Source organism: Shewanella sp. DC2-4 (assembly GCF_013248875.1).
In the GTDB taxonomy this organism is placed as follows: Bacteria; Pseudomonadota; Gammaproteobacteria; order Enterobacterales; family Shewanellaceae; genus Shewanella; species Shewanella oncorhynchi.
This window is the reverse complement of sequence record NZ_JABRVR010000004.1, coordinates 19,061-36,058: the sequence shown is the minus strand read 5'-3', so window position 1 is coordinate 36,058 and position 16,998 is coordinate 19,061. Positions and strand designations below refer to the sequence as shown.

Genomic DNA, 16,998 nt, shown 5'->3' with positions numbered 1-16,998 from the left:
TATGACATTCCCATTTTTGACTCGATGCAAAACTCATCTTGTGGCATTGGTATCAGCTTGCGTATTTACCGTAACCCCCGCACTCGCCAAGATACCAGGCAACCAGGAACCAACGAAAGGAGGCGATGATGAGAATATTCTCAAAACATTTTTCGCCTACTCCTATGACGTTGTGCTCTATGGTGGCGGGATAGCATTAGCTGCATCCGTAGGTTACTACTTCATTCACTTATGGGGCGTATTTCAAGAAGTACGAAATCAGAAAAAAGAAAAAAGCGATCTCATTACTGATGGTGTTATTGGGGCAGTGCTAATTTTGCTGAGCATCTGGGGCGTGAACTTCTGTTTGCAATTACTGGAGAAAGCGTAATGAAGAGTGCTCATTTCCTCAACGAGCACCCGCCATTCCTTAAGGGCTTAAGTATTCCTGAAGTGTTATTGCTGACGGTTATTTCGACCATTATCAGTACTGCCCTGAGTGCCGCTGCATCCCTACTAATACAAAGCTTTACCCCCTTACTTTTGGGGAGTCTAGCAGGGTTATCTATCATTCTGTGGCTTCCCAAGCAAATCACTGACCGCATTATCAAATGGCGCACTGGCAAACCCGTTGGCTGGTTATATCAGCGGTTTGATTATGCGCTTTACCCAAAAAAGTACATCGTTTCATCGGGGTGCTACCACAATAAAAAGGACAAATCCCATGACTAATCATATGGTCGCCAATGTTGCAGGACAGCCTGCTGCAAGCGTATTTGAAATATTCCCCACAAACGGGGATGACATCATCAAATTAGTCGGCTGGCTGCGTGCTTATGCAGACTTTCCCATGACTGAACAGGTTCGCAGCCAACACAAAACTGATTTCCGTCAACGGGACACTGCATTCACCGATATTTTACAAGAAATCTATGAAGCGCAAGGCTCTGGCGAGTGGGTAGTAGTTGAAACCTTTCGCGATAGAAATGCAGCCAAATTCCCTAGTCACACCTGTAGAGTCCTTGTCACCAAAAATAAACAAGATATTGCTCGTTTTTTTAGAGTATCAACACATACACGAAAATTACTTGCCGCGATTGATGTGGAATACATTACTCAAATCGGTCGAGAGGTGAAGTAATGAAATTATATCTTTTGACTCAATCCTTTCAGCATCTCAGTGATATTCGCTTCACCGGTGAACTCATCGGTGAGTGTGACGTGACATTTAATGACCTGCCCTATCACGCATCACTCTATCGTACTAATGAGACACCAGAGCGTTATGTGGGCGTAATGGAAGTTTTGGCATTACAACAACGTGAAGTGGTTGTTTTCAGTGAGATTGCTACGGATGAAATGGAGCTATTTTTTGGGCCAGATGCAACGTTTATGTTGTTTCAGGCCGCGCAGTTTGAGGGCTATCTGTATTTAGGCATTGTAGATAACACTCTCGAGGTTTTGCCATGAAAAGTCCATTTCGCAATGCGTTAAAAAACCGCGATGCACACATTAGTTCTTTGCGCTTTGCTGTTGGGGTGCTGGGTACGGTTTGCGTATTTATCGCTATCGGTTGGTACAACTCAGCACAAGAAATCACGGTTCATACACCACCAGACTTACGTGCCGGCTCAACACGCGTGTGGTGGGAAGTGCCTGCTCCCAATGTATACGCCTTTGGTGTCCGTATGTTCAGCCAAATTAATCGTTGGCCGACCAATGGCGCAGATGATTATCAAAATAACTTACACACTTACAAATGGTATATCACCCCGCAATGTCGTGGAATTTTAGCGAGAGATTATGAGACCAAAAGCCGCAAAGGCGAGCTAACAGGTCGCGAACGTGCCTTATTTGAAGTACCTGGAAGGGGTTTTACTGATGATCGCGTTATCACTCACAGCCAAGATAGCTGGACAGTCAATGCCGATTTGCAGCTTAAAGAATACGTTAAAGGCACCGAAGTGAAGTCCTCTTTAGCCCGTTGGCCACTGCGCGTTGTCAGGTATGACGTCGATGTAAACAATAACCCTTGGGGGCTGGCTATCGACTGTTTTGATGGTGTAGCGCGTGAAATTAACGTCACCCAACAATCTGGAGCAGAAAAACAATGAAACGGATGATATTGCTCACGCTTTCAATGATGCTGGCGACACCGTTATTAGCCAATCCCGCAACAGAGGCCGTGCATTCTCGGGCTGTGGTGTGGGACGGCGTACCCATTTCCATCTCATTACCTGTCGGCAAAGAAATGTTGTTGTCCTTTGATGGAGATGTGCGTGTTGGTGTGCCCTCTGCACTCTATCAATCTGCCAATATTGATTCTCTGCGAGGCACCATTTACATCACCGCCAATAAATCATTTGAATCACAACGCTTACAAGTTGAACGCTTACGAGACGGGTTGCGCATGCTCATCGATGTACGAGCTCAAGAAGGCATCACTACAGCCAATCAAGTTGATATTGTCACAACGAATGAAGAAGCGGCGGCTAATGAAAAACAGGCAACACAGGACGCGTTAACACAACACGTTAATCGCGTAACCATGCCTATTCCAACGCTATTAGTTAGGTACGCCTACCAAAATATATATAGCCCTTCTCATGCAATAGAACCCTTGCCTGGTGTCAGTCGCGCCACGATGCAAATTGCACCCGATATTCAAGCACAAGCATTTCCTTTGTGGCCTGTTAACGCTAAACCCGTGGCGGCATGGTCGTTGGGGGGATATACCGTCACAGCAGTGACATTAACCCATAGAAATAACGATACGTTGACACTTGATCCAAGGCAGGTGACTGCAGCGCTTTACGGAACCACTTTTGCCTTTCCTGATCTGGGCCCCGCAGGAACCGATAGCGCAATTAGTACCGCATTTTTAGTGTCAAAAGGTACGCTCGCTGACTCGTTACCGCCAGCTCCCATCCCAAAAGGAGCCACCCATGACCAATAAAAATAAGTTGATTTTAGTGTTACTGGCTGCGTTATTTTTCGTGGTCATAATCAGCATTCTCAAGCCAAATGAAAATGAGAAATCGAACACAGAAGCTGAGGCAAATACTAATACAGCCCCCGTAACATTAAGTGATGCCGATGCGAAAACCTTGAAGGAAACCCTAGGGTTAACGGCAGATACACCCGACAACACACTGCGTACGCTCGCGATTACGCTCAAAGCGCAAAAAGATGAAAATGCCGCGCTCAAAGCGCGATTAGATGCGCAGCAACAACAAAGCAAATCCGCCGCGGAATCATTACAGGAACGACTCAACACGGGGTTAGCTGATCTACAAATTAAGTTTGATAAAGAAGTCGGAGACTTAAAAAAGCGTACCGATGTGATTGGGATCAATAAGCCAGTCGATTTAGCACAAGACAATCTCTATGACGAACTGGGGCTTGGTAATGGTGCAATAAGCCATTTACCGTCTGCTCCTGTGAGCAGTGATGGATTAGTGTGGCTCAATCCCATCGATGCAAAAATCGATGACAAAGGAGTCTTAACTACGCCTGGGATGAACGAGGCATATCAACGTAATTTAGCGAGACAAGCTCGATTAGATGCACAGAAAAATGCTGCCGTATTTGAAGAAAAACCAACACCGGTATACACCTTAGTGCGTGGCTCTGTCCTAAGTGATTCCGTATCATTAACCGCCTTAATCGGTCGTATCCCCGTCAACGGCAAAGTCACCTCCCCTTACCCATTTTCATTGATTATCGGTAAAGAGAACTTAATGGCCAATGGCTTCATGTTACCCGAGGTTAAAGGTGCTATCGCTACGGGTACTGTCACCGGCGACTGGAATCTCTCCTGTGTGCGCGGTTCAGTAGAATCATTCGATTTCATCATGGAAGACGGCAGTGTCATCTCTATACCGGAAGCCGTTGATGGTTTAAGTAGTGATTTTGACGGCAGCGCAGTAACAACGTCGATGCAACTCGGTTTCCTCGCAGATCCTAATGGCAATCCTTGTCTTAACGGCATCAAAATAACCAATGCCCCCAGTTACCTCACGATGATGGGTGTACTTGATGGCGTCAGCGCAGCAGCCAGTGCAGCTGCCGCCGCCCAAACGACAACCTCAATATCAGACAACGGTGGTGGTAGTTCTTCTGTTACCGGTGATGCCAGCAAGTATGCACTAGCCAATGCTGCAGCCGGTAGCGTGGAAAATGTGAACACTTGGATAAAAGAGCGTATGGCCAGCACATTTGATGCCATTTATACCCCGCCTGGTACGCCCATATCAGTCCATCTCGGTCGTACATTACACATTGACAAACCCGTCACCCCTCGAAAAGTTCGTTACCCAACAGAAGCAACTGGAGGCACTTATGTATTGGATTAATTTAGTATTACTGACACTTGTAGTCAGTTTTTTATCCGCTTGTTCTACGAGCCAACAATCAACCCTTCCCCAACCTGACACCAATGTCAAAACCGTATGGGAGCAAAAAATGGGGGCGGGGGCAAATGATGAGGTGTTGCAACAGCGCGCCTCTCTACGCCGCGAATTGTCACCTGATACTCTGGCAAAACACCAAGCTGACTATACCCGCAATAGTTACCGTGAGGTCTTTAATCAATTTCCACGCTTACCTAATCCAGATGTGGTGTTTTATGTCTACCCGCACCGCACCGGAGCGATGCCCGTCCCAGGATACAGCACGGTATTTCCCCTTTATGAGCGCGTACATTACGCCACGCCTAGCGATCAAAAAGCCAGAATGCCAGTAGGAGAACAATAATGCTGTCTCAACTAAGCCAGAAGGTGACACGTTTTTTCAATCCGAATCAAGGGCTCACCGCGCCTGAAATAGACTATAGCGTACCGCCTTCCTTTGCAGCGAAGCTACCTTGGTGCGAAGTAGACAAAAATGGCGTCACAGAGTTAGAAGATGGGCAGTCCGTAGGCGCATTTTTTGCTATCACACCGGTATCGACCGAGGATAAACACCAACTTGGGCTTAATACCATTTTAAGCAATCTAACCAATGCCTTTGTGACCGTGGGGAAAAAAGCTGATGAAGATAACCCGTGGATCATCCAATTATTTGCTAGAGACATTGATGATTTATCCAATCTGATGCCAAGGTTGCAAGAAAAAGTGCGTATCGATGATGCGTTTAGCCAAGCGGTACTCAATGAAGATGCAAAGCATTTTGCATTAATTGGCCGTGAGCAAGGCATTTTCAGCTCCAAAAACCGTGCTTGGCGTGGTCGCTCTCGACAAGTGTTTATGGCGGTTTATCGCTGGTTACCCACGAACACGGGTAAATCAGAAGTAATAAAAAATCGTAAGCAGTTAGCCTCACTGCAGCGCTACCTGCTTAACCCTTCTTCAATGTCAGATCATGGTGTTGGTATTAGCCGAGCCAGTGGCAAAGAAGTGTTTAACTGGCTTGCGCCTTTTTTAAATCCTGCCTGTCACCGTGAAGAACTGAGTCATCGAGAACGTTTCTCCATAATTGATCGTGATTACTCAGAGCGATTATTGCAAAGCCATGTCACTGCAGATGTCGAAAACGGCCTGTGGTGGTTCAAAAACACTCAGAATGAGCGCGTGGCAACGCGGGTTGTGGAGCTGGACAGTTGGAGCAGTGAATCGTTTTTAACAGGACGAATATTTGGTGAGGTCGGAGATGACAGTCAGCAAGATGCTGACAAGCAAGTGCTCTTTGATGATTTGCCGCCTGGCGGCATGTTTACAATGACCCTTGTCCCTCAGTCAACTCAAGCTGGTAGAGAGCGTATCGCTGAAATAAAAAAATCTGCGGTGGGCGGAGAAGCTGAAACTGTGGCTTGCCGCGAGCAATGCGATGAAATGGATAAACAACTGAATAAAAATGCGCTATGGCGTGGTCAAATAGCCATTTATTTGCAAGGAAAAAGTGTTGAAGAAATCGAGAGCCATACTGAAGTATTGCGATCAATATTTGACACCAAAGGCCTCGGCGCAAAATTTGTTGATAACAGCACTCAAATCGCACCACTAGATGCTTTTTTTCGGTGGTTACCGATGAACTATCAACCGCAATTTGATAGCAAATACTGGTATTGTGGCTTTGTATGGCTTGAAGATATGTTACGGCTGTCGCCACTTTTCGGTCGTAGCGTCGGAACCGGCGCAGATACGCTCACGTTTTTTAATCGAGGAGGTGAGCCTCTCAGCTTTGACCCGCTGACTGATTTTAGATCTAACGCGCATTTAAACCTATTTGGTCCTTCTGGCTCAGGAAAATCGGCGACGTTAGTAGGTATCTGTTTGCGTTTACTTGCCATTCATAGGCCAAGATTGTTCATCATTGAAGCCGGTGATTCATTTGGATTATTGGCTGACTACTGCCGTAAGCACGGATTAACCGTAAATAAAGTATCGTTAAAGCCAGGTTGCAATACATCACTCGCCCCTTTTTCCGATGCAAAACACCTTGCTGGTGTGGATGTCCCTCACGTCACCAGTGATGCAGCATTACTGCCAGAGCGCTTAAACGATAATGATGATGACAGTGAAGAGCGCGATATTCTTGGTGAATTAGAGATCATGGCCAGAATGATGATAACCGGTGGTGAGCAACGCGAACTGGACGATTACAGACGCGCTGATAGCTCAATGGTACGTCAAGCATTAGTCAATGCCGCCAATACATGCCAAGCCAATAATGTCATGGTGCGCCCTACTCATGTAAGAGAAGCGTTATTAGCCTTTTCAACCGAGGATACTTATCCGCCAGAACGTCAACAACGCGCACGCATGATGAGCGATTCGATGGCCTTCTTCTGTGAAGGGATGGAAGGAAAAATTTTTAATGGTGAAGGAGAAGCATGGCCAGAGGCCGATGTGACCATTATTGATTTAGGTATTTATGCTAAGAACGGGTATGAAGCCCAGATGGCCACGGCTTATATCTCGTTAATCAACCGCATCAACGGTATTGCAGAGCGCGATCAATATAAAGGCGTCCCCATCGTCTGCTTAACCGATGAAGCCCATCTTATATCAACCAATCTTTTACTCGCTCCCTATGCAACGAAGATCGTCAAAATGTGGCGAAAACTCTCAGCATGGTTTTGGTTGGCAACACAAGATCTCGCAGACTTCCCCAGTGTTTCACGAAAAATGCTTAACAATGCCGAATGGTGGGTTTTGCTTAACATGAGTGAAGATGAACTCAACACGCTACAAGACTTCAAGAAACTGAGTGATAACAAATTAGATCTCATACGCTCAATGACATCTGAAAAGCATAAGTTCAAAGAAGGCGTGGTAATGGGTATGGACGATAGTCTTTTAGCCCGATTTACCATTATCCCCCCTGCCCTTTATCTTGCTCTGGGTGAGACTGACGGCGAGGCAAAAAAGAAGCGTAAAGACTTCATGGATGAACAGGGCTGTACAGCGCTCGAAGCGGCATTATTAAAAGCACAATCCATAGAGGATTCGAGGGTTCACTACCAAGGAGAAGGCTGGTGACAACTACTCAACGTCGGTTACGCGTTTCATTGTTCATGATGGGATTCATCTCAATCAACTACAGTTATGCTGGCAATATCAATACTGCTGAAATATTGCAGAGCAGCCTTTGTCCCGATTGTATTGATTACCAAGTTATAGGCGGCTGTTTATGGATGACATGCACTCCTGTTGGCTGCAAAACAAACCAATCAATTAAAGTTAAACACCGATTACCTGACATGATAGCAATGAGTTATCAAGAAACAGGGAAAGCACCTTGGGACATAACCGCTTGGATGTCACCAGCTAATTCTTCAGCACGAGGCGGAGGCAATAGTCACGCTAAAAGCCCCGCATTATTGGACAGCACAACTGTCACGTTTCAGAACACCGATATTATCGGTCACCCTGCCGAGGGAACATTTTTTGAAATGTTATCTAGTTTTGGGTATTCACTGAAGGGCCCCGCCACTCCGTTTATGCCTTACTACTTATCAAGTCTCGATACACTAGGATGGCGATTCAATATTCCTGATGTGTTAAATATGTCTAGTTGGAACCCGCTTTCAAATCGACTAGGTAACTGGGGCAACATCTATCCTCGTGGTGGATTCTCAGTCCAAAAACACCCCTATAAATCCGCAGCCTTAGCCGCATTTAAAGCCGCTCACATTGTGACAAGACCGATGCAAAGCCGCGTCTATCAGTCATTGATCGCTAGTAAGAAACTAGGCTATTGGCCGCCAGAAGCTGTTGAACCGAATAACAGCGAGACAGCATGGCAACCTCTCTATCCCAAGCTCCAAATGAAAGCCGGTGTTTGGCCTGATATTGATGATAGTACGTCAATAACCGATCCATTCGCCGACCGAATGAGTGACAGCGGAGAATATGTTTGGGCAGTGTGGCGCACTTACCGTGGTTGTGAGCGCAAAGGGACGATGCTAATCGCCCATTTTGGCAATTAAAAAGGAAAATTCAATGAAAGAGCGATTTTTAGTCTGCGTTATAGCCTTTACGTTGGTAACAATGAGTGTACCTAGTCACGCACAAACGGATTTAATTTATTACACCATAGGTGGAGGTAACGTCATTTCAGCGCCAGCAAGAGAGCAGCGTGTTAAACAAAAAACCATTGGTGTGAATTGGGACATGAACCTGCAATGTGGCAATTTAGATCCCGAATTGACGGTAAAAAATCAGTTAAATGGTATTACAGATGGTTTTCAAGACATGATGGGTAGCGTCTTACAAAATGCAACGTCTGCAGTGATGTCTCTTCCTGGTTATTTTATTCAGAAACAAGATCCTGGCTTATACGATTTACTCACAAATGGTGTTTTGCAAAGTAAATTTGATTTCGACAATGCTAAAAGTTCATGTGAAGACATGACGAAATGGATGGGTGACGGCTTAGGCTCAAGCGAGTGGGCACAACTCAGCCAAGCCAATGCCTGGACTACTGCAGCAAAGAAAGGTGATGCCGTCCAAGCTAAGAAAGACGCTGAGCAGGACAAAGGTAATTCAGGGGTGGTTTGGCGAGGTGGCATTCCGGCCGGAGGACGTAATCAGCAGCCTATTCGGATCACAACAGATACTGCAATTGCAGGATTCGAAATATTGACAGAAGGTCAGTCAAAACCCAAAAAAGAAGGCTTATATCGTTATTGGGAAACCAAAGAAGAACTCACTGAATGGGTTACTGGTGTGATTGGTGATGTTGTTACCCAGACTGGCACCGACAAAAGCAAAGAAGGTGCTATTGCCGGTATTGGGTTAAGTGCGGAAGTGGCCAAACAAACGATCGCAATTGAGCAAGAACTGCAAAAAGCCATGGTGAGTAAAAATGGCACGCCTTCGTTCCCGCCATCATTTATTCAAGCACTGAAAGTCGATCCTGCCCGGGAGATTATTGAGCAACGAGTGATATCTGAAGTGGCATTAGTGCAAACTATCGATAAAGCACTCTTAGCGCGTAGAGCGTTAATTGCGGGCAAGAAAGAGACCTACATTGCTCAAAACAAAGTGGCACTCGCTGACATTGATAAATCAATCGCACTGCTCGAGCAAGACATTGAATTATTGAGGTTTGAAGCGACTGTCAGGCAACAATTTTCCAGCAATATCATTGATGAAGTGATTTCGCGTAAGCAGTACGCAGACCGTCAGATGAGCCCAGATGCACCCAAGGTCAACTCATCGTTTGAAGGTGGTAAGTTTGGAGCTAGCCAATGAATAAACAAACGAATAAAGCAATCTGGCGTCAATTTATTAAAAAGAGTGGCCTCGTTTTACTGTCAACGTTCCTTTTTATCTCGGCGATGATGTTGCTAAGCCTTGGAGCAGCAGCAATCCCTGAAAATAACCTCACGCCGCTGCCGTATGCATGGTACATGATTGGTCTGCGTCTGTTGGGTTATATCGCATTTTACTATTACTTCCGACAACATCGTTATATCCCGCTCATCGTGGCTATTTTCGCGACGTGTTATGAAGGTTATTTATCAACGTTACATCAGGCTGCAGCAGAGGGGTTACTATGGTAGTAAATGACTATTTGACGTTATTTTTAACGTTGCAAGCTTGGGTTATCTCCAACAAAATCTTTTACTTATTGTCGAGTGCTAACCTGTTGGTTTTGCCTCTGGCTGTCATTGTCTTTAACACCATGACAGAAGCAATGCGCGAAGGGGAAGATGAGGGTAATAAAGGATTGTTGTCTCTCAATCGTAGTGCTGTAGGGCTGGTATTGGCTATCGCGGCTTATATTTTTGCAATGGTGCCCAGTCAATCGTTGAGACTGGAGACTCTGACCTACAATAACGTTCGCAGTGAACAATGTGGTGTCGCATCAACTAAACCCGGGAGTGACACAGGGACCAGTTGGGACAGTGCCTTTGAATCATTGGGCGGGGAAACTGCCAAAGTGCCCTCTTGGTGGAAACTGATCCACGGCCTATCAATCGGCATTACCAATGCATCAGTTGCGTCAATCCCTTGCTCTTATGACGTCACTCGTTCACAGTTAAAGTTGAGTGAAGTCAGCATTAATTCCCCAGCTTTACAGCAAGAAACCCAACAGTTTTATGAGCAATGTTTTGCGAATGCAAAATCGTCAATGGTAAGAGAGTCCTATCAAACCCAAAGTGTGGCAGATAAAGACTTTGACCACGCTCTATGGTTGGGGGATAAGTATTTTATGTCAAATAATCCCGCAGCAGCACACACCACGTATAGAGGAATCTCATCATTAGAACCCGTCCCAACATTTCCATATAACGCTGTGCGTGATGCAGCTTACAACGAAAATTGGGCAGTACGTTTAGGCAAAGCCGAGGCGTCAACCCATGCCTATCCAAGCTGTTATGAATGGTGGCAGGACAGTCAACATGGCCTCCGTAATCGCCTAGCCAAAGAAATCCGGCAAAATTCTCCCGAAATCTACGCTGACGTGATGCAACCACAAGGCTGGTTCGATGAGCTATTTAAAGGTGAAATCACTGCTGAAGGCCGTAAGGACATGCTGATTCGCAGAGCATTGAGCACTGAGAATATCAACGCAACAGGGCGAACAACGCGAGGCTATGGTGCAGTGATCGATAAGAGTGGCGAAAAGTTCATATCAGAAATGTGGGGCAGTACCGCAGGGGGGGCAGGCTTAATTGCGGGGCGCGTATTTATGGAGCCGGTATTCTTTATTGTTAAGGAAGCGCTTCCCATTTTTCAAGCGTTACTGACGAGCGTGATCATCATTTCAATCCCATTAATTTTACCCTTAGCATTATACCAATGGCGAGTATTGATCACGGTAACCGTTGCCTATTTTGGGGTTCAGTTCTTTACGTTTTGGTGGGAGTGGTGTCGTTCTCTCGAGTCTAAATTGTTATCGGCAATGTATAGCGGTCACGACTTCAACATAACCGATCCTATCTCATATGGCGCGAGCGCCATGAATGCATTGGACTCTGAAATCATCAAAGTCGTGTTGTTAATACTGTATGTAGTTGTGCCAGCACTATGGCTGAGCGTTATCGGTTTTGCAGGCTATCAAATGACAAGCTTGGGGAGCGGATTTAATGATGGGTTAAATACTATCAAGAGCACCACATCAAAAGGAATTGAACAACTCAAAAAATAAAATTAATAAAACCAAGGACCATTAGGATCGGGGTTACCAGCATCGTCACGCCATTCTCCCCCACCACCTTTAAAATAGGACAGCGGGTTCTTAGACGCAGGCTCTTGGTTTAAATCATGAAATGTATTTACATACGCTTCTATCGACATCGTTGGTAGAAGCGTACTTTGTCTGATTTCTCGGTCCTTTTTGAACTCAGCGTGCCAGCGTTTTAGGAATGCTTTCATCAAAATCACCTAAACTAATCCAATAAATAAAGAAGGTGTAAACTCATATTTTTAAAGCTAATTTACTTGTATTTCACTCGCAATTTAATGCCTTAAATTCCATTGATTTTCAGTTTATGCCCTATTTAGCCACTTGTAAACAGACATAATCAAAAAAGCATCAATGATTCATAATTTCGGAATTGACTCAAAAAAATGAATCAGTTAGCATTATTCAAAATAATTAGGAGAACTACCATGGATTACAATGCCCTTATTGCAATGGGATCTCGCGCTACAAGCTCTCGTCAATTTCGTTCAGATGTTCAAAAAGATGTAAAAAATGAAGTTTCAAAACAAACATATTCACAACGTGAATTGCATCGATTATTAAAATTTACGAACAAACCGATCGCAATGAACACATTGAAAGAGATCATGCTGCAACAAGAAACCGAGGGTGTAATATTCCCTCGAACAGCTTCAGGTCAGTATCAATTATCCATTGAGGATTGCTGGAAGGTTGGAGATTATCTGGGTGTCACTCGTTACAGAGATAAAGGACTAAATGCCTTTGTCGCAATTCTGCAAAACCTTAAAGGCGGTGTTGGAAAATCACTAGGCACAAACATGCTCGCGGAAGCATTGATTTTACTTGATAAATACCTTATGCAACAGGTTCGAGTATTGATCATTGATTTAGACCCACAAGGCACAAGCACTCAACAAGTTCTGCCTGGCTATGAAATTTCTGATAGCGATTTAACGTCAGTTCTAGCCATGGCTTCGAAAGGATTGACTCGTGATGAACTGTTGTTATCTGGGGTAAAGAAAACATCAATTACAAATCTGGATATTTTACCCTGTGGCACTTTGGATGGATTCTTAGCTGATGAGCTGGACGATCTCGACATAACAGAAGGTCAGCCATACTTCACACTATTGCATCATCGTGTCATAAAAAATCTGGCTAAAGATTATGATTTTATCTTTTTGGACGCTGGTCCACATATGGATAAAGTGATGAAAAATTGCATTGCTGCGGCAGATGGCATTTTCATTCCCGTTCCACCTACTTTTTATAATTGGGACTCAACGGTTCGCTTTGTAGAACGCTTACCCATTGTCATCGAACAGATGATTTCTGATGGTTATCAGTGTGAGAAGTTGAAATTTATCAGCGCCTACATATCAAAGGATGTGTCGAATAAGCGTCAGCATGATCAAGATATTTATCAAGGAGCAGTCTCAGAGTTATACAATATTTTTGGACATCAATTTGTACTCAAACACCCCTTACCTGCCGAAGACGCTTTTGAGCGCTGCACTGACAGTTCGACAACGATTTTTTCAATGATAAGAAAAAATTATACAGGCAGCACTGATGCGTTTAATCGTTCATACATAAAAGCATCTGAATGGGCAAAAGAACTGATAGATATGATGGTGATATACCATAAAGGGGAACAGTAATTATGTCAGGTAAAACAGCACTACAAGACCGATTACGCAAACGTAGTGAAGCATTAGCGACAGGGACTTCTCAGCCCTTAGAAGAAAATGACCACTTAATCGCACCTCAACAACGCACATTAACACTATCGAGTGGGCGGGTAATTACACTCAAGTTACATATTTTTAATGGTAAAGGGGATATACAGAAGTTCACACGTATTGATAGCTCAAATATTAGAGAACAATCCTGGCTGAATGAAAAATCTCTGTCGGATATTTTACCTACAATTGCTGCAATGCAGTTATATCCAGCAATTGGGTATTCCGATACTGATAATCATATTTTGATTGTTGATGGTTCACGGCGTAGGGCTGCTGCGATTTTGAAGGATTGTAGTTATTCCGTTGAGGTATCAGACCAACCTTTAACTAAGCGAGAAGCAAAAGAAATCGTTGATTTATCTGACAAAAAGAAAAAATTTACTGATTTTGAATGGGGTAAGTTTTACTCATTAAAAATGGCTGAAACAGATCAAACTCAAAAACAATTTGCAGAGGGTGAAGGGATTTCAGAAGCGACCTTGTCTCGCTATATCAATGCATATAACGTCGATGACAGGTTATACACTCTCTTTCTTGACAAAGACGAGATAAACTCTGCTGCTGACAGTCAACGTTTAATCAAAATTAATAGGTCAATTAAAGCGTTAAATGAAGATGGCATTGAAGATTTTGTTCTAGAAACTTATGAACTCATTGAAAGTAAAATCTCTGAATGTCAAAACATAGAAGAACATAAAATCTTAGTGTTCTCTTGCTTAGAATCTGTGCTGAAAAAGAAGCAAGCTAAAGTTGGTCGTCAGAAAAAAAGTGTGGAACCAATAGCCTTGTTCAGCGGTGAGAAAAACAATGAATTTATTCGTTATCATGATGATTCTCCACACAAATCAACAATAACGCTATCTCGAATAAATGCTGAAAAACGCGAAAAAATTAAAATATTGATCCAACAGATAATGCAAGAAGAATAGAGTTAATCTTTGACTGTGACGCCGATTTTTAGCGTCATCTTTTGTTCGTTTATAACGGCATATTTTCCATATTAGTAAAAAATAAAGGCCACTCACAGTGGCCTTTACTGACCTTTAATTTGCTGTACTAAGGCAGAACGCACTCAATCCGCTTCTTATCAATCACATTTAGCAATCGTAAGGCCTGCGACTATTAGAAAGCCATATTGTTCACGAAGTGGAGAAAACGCACCCACGACAGCAAGTAGACAACACCAAGTTTTTTGTCTATTGTTTGGAGTGTAGCTAGCTGACGGTTCTTCTCCCGCCTTTGTCGCGGTGCCAGTTCCTTAGCATAAAGCGAAAGACCTATGGCCCGATATTGCTGAATTGCAGTCTCGGGCCTTCTCATTTAGGAGCACTTGAAAACCCTAAAATATTGAGTGTGTTAAGAAAGTACTACGGGATTTTGGAAAAAAATCATCTAACTAAGTTATCAATAAGTGCCACTTTTTTGAAAGAATAAGCACTTCTTGAGGTAATTAGTATAAAGATGAAAAAGAACATTAGTGGCGTGCTGCTGCGGCTTTTGAGATTGGGCGATTAATGGCAAATAATTCAAAAGTAAAATCCATTAAATACAATCACTTTATATCCTTTAAAAACAAATAGTTATTAACTACTTAAGCAAAAGTTCAACGCATTAAATTCCATGAACATACTCCTACTAACCAGTAGAAATTTTTCCTATTTCCTAATTCAATTCAAAATGGTAAGCTATTTTGTGTAATAAAGTTGCTCACTGACTTACAGTGTGAAGCACACGGCAGTACGCCTTAAATGGCTCCATGAAATGTGTCGCGTTCAGCTTAGGCTGATTGGAGTACCCTTCACCTCGGTCTTAATACAGACATTTTACCCTTGCTAGTACTTAGTATCCTTAACCGGAAGATCTTTTCCGGTGGAAAGATCTTCATTATTTTTGGAGTTCTTATGTTACAAGTTCCAGGCACATTAACGATTAAAACTATCTCTGGGCGCTTTGGTCTATTCAATGTTGCTCAACTTGAGCTCGATATCGGTAGATTTACCGTAAAAGATGCGCTGCTTGAAGAATATTCAGAAGGTGTATACCACGGCACATTTGCAATTAAGCGGATTTATTCAGGAAGTTATCAATTAGGGCATCGATTTACCATCGAAACCAGAGCTGAAGTCTCGCAAATTTGGCTTGATAACTTTGATGAACGTCCTGTTGAAATCGATGAGCCGATGAATGTTGATCCACTAACGGAAGAACGTGCTGAACAACATCCATCTCCATTGAGCGAACCATTAGTAGATAACTCGTTAGTTCAAACAGAAGCTGCAATACCTCTTGAACCCCATAGCGCTGAATTAATTTTCGGTGATCTCTGGCCATTAGGTAATGCCGTAAAGCTTGACCCAACCAATCGTGAACAAATGCGACTGCAGATAAATTACTTGAAAGGGCAGTTCCTTGATGGAAAACGAGTATGGGAATTTAAACCTCAGGAGAAAATTTGGATTAAGCAAATTGATGCTTAAACCATAAATTAACATTAATAACCCACGGGGCTTTCCTGTGGGGAAGTGCCGTGTTTGGAGGATTGCTTATGGCAATTATGCACCCACGCGTAGCACATAATTATTTAAAAGACGGTTATTACCCAACGGATGAGGAGACCCTCCAGGGGATAGCCTGTTTACTCACCGTACCTGCTGGTTACATCCGCGCGATTGACCCTTGCTGTGGTGACGGTGCTGCATTGCAATTCCTGCGTAAGCGCTTTATTAATCCGATGAGTTGTTATGGCATTGAGCTTAATAAAGAACGCGCAACCATTGCGGCCCAGCAGCTCGAACATGTACTTAATGTCAATACTTTTGACTGTGTAGTTGGCAGTAATAGCATGAGTTTTCTGTTTCTTAATCCCCCATATGGGGATGTTGTTGCAGACAATTTAGCTCAAGCTGACAAAGGCATGAATCGATTAGAAATACAGTTTACACGTCGCTGTTTGGGCTTTTTACGCAAAGAAGGGGTTGTTGCTTTAGTTGTGCCCTTTCCCAGTCTTAGCCCTGGTTTCTGTCATTATTTAGCCAGAAACATCGGTGATATCCGTGTTTATTCAGCCGCAACAGATCGCTTCAATCAAGTGGTTATTATGGGCGTTAAACGCGATATGAATGGAGAAGAACTCAGGCTTATTAGAGATAGGCATCGAGATCTATTAGTTAATATCGGTCAGAGTATTAGCAAAGCGGCAATATTACCGACGTCACCCGTCACTGAACCATACCAAGTACCCGCGATATCGACAACGCCATTTCGATTCGAAGTTGTTAGTCCGGATAAGGCATTACTGGGTGATGTTTTTTTCACTCATAAAGGTTTATGGCAGCGTTTTGGCGGCGTGTTTTCACAAGCTTGTCATCACACGATACCGAGTCCTTTACGTAAACTTTCGCCCTGGCATTTATCCCTAGCATTAGCGGCGGGACAAATATCAGGTCATGTAGTTAGCAATGATGGTAGCAAACATTTGTTGGTTAAGGGGGGCACTCAAAAAGTGCAGCGAACGGTTACCACTATGGATGAAATCAACACTATAACCACTCGAATAGACCAATTTATACCGACAATTCGCGCAATTGATATCACTGAAGGTGATACTTTTGGTGACATTATCGTTATTCAATAATTCACTTCCCATTAGGGGCAA

At 43.7% G+C, this 16,998-nt stretch carries 18 protein-coding genes; 17 read left to right on the top strand and 1 reads right to left on the bottom strand.

Annotation, left to right across the window (positions count from 1 at the left end):
- The first annotated feature begins 1 nt into the window (after position 1).
- Genes HQQ92_RS23210 through HQQ92_RS23150 form a run of 13 tightly spaced genes read left to right on the top strand, consistent with a single transcriptional unit; the run spans position 2 to position 11,580 of the window.
- A complete protein-coding gene (locus HQQ92_RS23210; protein WP_173248942.1) occupies positions 2 to 370 on the top strand; it encodes a DUF2976 domain-containing protein in 369 nt (122 codons plus the stop codon).
- The gene (locus HQQ92_RS23205) at positions 370 to 711 is read left to right on the top strand and encodes a DUF3487 family protein (protein ID WP_014620976.1); all 342 of its coding nucleotides are present in this window, start codon (positions 370 to 372) and stop codon (positions 709 to 711) included. Before HQQ92_RS23210 ends, HQQ92_RS23205 begins: the two co-directional genes overlap by 1 nt.
- Entirely contained in the window at positions 704 to 1,120 is a 417-nt protein-coding gene (locus HQQ92_RS23200) for a hypothetical protein (RefSeq protein ID WP_131524900.1), read from the top strand. Before HQQ92_RS23205 ends, HQQ92_RS23200 begins: the two co-directional genes overlap by 8 nt.
- On the top strand, positions 1,120 to 1,449 hold the full coding sequence (locus tag HQQ92_RS23195) for a hypothetical protein (protein WP_014620978.1): 330 nt from the start codon (positions 1,120 to 1,122) through the stop codon (positions 1,447 to 1,449). The genes HQQ92_RS23200 and HQQ92_RS23195 overlap by 1 nt, the downstream gene beginning before the upstream one ends.
- Positions 1,446 to 2,093: a PFL_4703 family integrating conjugative element protein gene (locus HQQ92_RS23190; protein WP_014620979.1), complete on the top strand. Its 648-nt coding sequence runs from the start codon at positions 1,446 to 1,448 to the stop codon at positions 2,091 to 2,093. Before HQQ92_RS23195 ends, HQQ92_RS23190 begins: the two co-directional genes overlap by 4 nt.
- Complete coding sequence (locus tag HQQ92_RS23185) at positions 2,090 to 2,935, top strand: TIGR03749 family integrating conjugative element protein (protein WP_173248940.1); 846 nt, start codon at positions 2,090 to 2,092, stop codon at positions 2,933 to 2,935. The genes HQQ92_RS23190 and HQQ92_RS23185 overlap by 4 nt, the downstream gene beginning before the upstream one ends.
- On the top strand, positions 2,925 to 4,334 hold the full coding sequence (locus tag HQQ92_RS23180) for a TIGR03752 family integrating conjugative element protein (RefSeq protein WP_131524902.1): 1,410 nt from the start codon (positions 2,925 to 2,927) through the stop codon (positions 4,332 to 4,334). Before HQQ92_RS23185 ends, HQQ92_RS23180 begins: the two co-directional genes overlap by 11 nt.
- Positions 4,321 to 4,734, top strand: coding sequence for a TIGR03751 family conjugal transfer lipoprotein (locus tag HQQ92_RS23175; protein WP_173248938.1), 414 nt, complete (start codon positions 4,321 to 4,323; stop codon positions 4,732 to 4,734). The genes HQQ92_RS23180 and HQQ92_RS23175 overlap by 14 nt, the downstream gene beginning before the upstream one ends.
- Complete coding sequence (locus tag HQQ92_RS23170; protein WP_173248936.1) at positions 4,734 to 7,460, top strand: conjugative transfer ATPase; 2,727 nt, start codon at positions 4,734 to 4,736, stop codon at positions 7,458 to 7,460. Before HQQ92_RS23175 ends, HQQ92_RS23170 begins: the two co-directional genes overlap by 1 nt.
- Positions 7,457 to 8,410 carry a TIGR03756 family integrating conjugative element protein gene (locus tag HQQ92_RS23165; RefSeq protein WP_014620984.1) on the top strand — a complete coding sequence of 318 codons (954 nt, stop codon included), beginning with the start codon at positions 7,457 to 7,459 and terminating at the stop codon, positions 8,408 to 8,410. The genes HQQ92_RS23170 and HQQ92_RS23165 overlap by 4 nt, the downstream gene beginning before the upstream one ends.
- A 13-nt stretch (positions 8,411 to 8,423) precedes the next feature.
- On the top strand, positions 8,424 to 9,677 hold the full coding sequence (locus tag HQQ92_RS23160; RefSeq protein ID WP_173248934.1) for an integrating conjugative element protein: 1,254 nt from the start codon (positions 8,424 to 8,426) through the stop codon (positions 9,675 to 9,677).
- Complete coding sequence (locus HQQ92_RS23155; protein ID WP_131524906.1) at positions 9,674 to 9,988, top strand: hypothetical protein; 315 nt, start codon at positions 9,674 to 9,676, stop codon at positions 9,986 to 9,988. The genes HQQ92_RS23160 and HQQ92_RS23155 overlap by 4 nt, the downstream gene beginning before the upstream one ends.
- Positions 9,982 to 11,580, top strand: a complete 1,599-nt coding sequence (locus tag HQQ92_RS23150; RefSeq protein WP_173248932.1) for a conjugal transfer protein TraG N-terminal domain-containing protein — start codon at positions 9,982 to 9,984, stop codon at positions 11,578 to 11,580. The genes HQQ92_RS23155 and HQQ92_RS23150 overlap by 7 nt, the downstream gene beginning before the upstream one ends.
- Positions 11,581 to 11,582: 2 nt before the next feature.
- Here the strand turns inward: HQQ92_RS23150 and HQQ92_RS23145 are convergent, their stop codons facing one another.
- Positions 11,583 to 11,807, bottom strand: coding sequence for a hypothetical protein (locus tag HQQ92_RS23145; protein ID WP_014620988.1), 225 nt, complete (start codon positions 11,805 to 11,807; stop codon positions 11,583 to 11,585).
- Positions 11,808 to 12,044: 237 nt separating this feature from the next.
- Between HQQ92_RS23145 and HQQ92_RS23140 the strand changes: the two genes are divergently transcribed.
- The 4 genes from HQQ92_RS23140 to HQQ92_RS23125 all read left to right on the top strand — a co-directional run bounded on the left by HQQ92_RS23140 (position 12,045) and on the right by HQQ92_RS23125 (position 16,977).
- Positions 12,045 to 13,259 (top strand): ParA family protein, encoded by a 1,215-nt coding sequence (locus tag HQQ92_RS23140; RefSeq protein ID WP_173248930.1) that lies wholly within the window; start codon positions 12,045 to 12,047, stop codon positions 13,257 to 13,259.
- A gap of 2 nt (positions 13,260 to 13,261) precedes the next feature.
- The gene (locus HQQ92_RS23135; RefSeq protein ID WP_173248928.1) at positions 13,262 to 14,272 is read left to right on the top strand and encodes a plasmid partitioning protein B; all 1,011 of its coding nucleotides are present in this window, start codon (positions 13,262 to 13,264) and stop codon (positions 14,270 to 14,272) included.
- A gap of 972 nt (positions 14,273 to 15,244) precedes the next feature.
- On the top strand, positions 15,245 to 15,820 hold the full coding sequence (locus tag HQQ92_RS23130) for a DUF3275 family protein (RefSeq protein WP_173248926.1): 576 nt from the start codon (positions 15,245 to 15,247) through the stop codon (positions 15,818 to 15,820).
- Positions 15,821 to 15,888: 68 nt separating this feature from the next.
- Entirely contained in the window at positions 15,889 to 16,977 is a 1,089-nt protein-coding gene (locus HQQ92_RS23125) for a DUF6094 domain-containing protein (RefSeq protein ID WP_173248924.1), read from the top strand.
- The last annotated feature ends 21 nt before the right edge of the window (positions 16,978 to 16,998 follow it).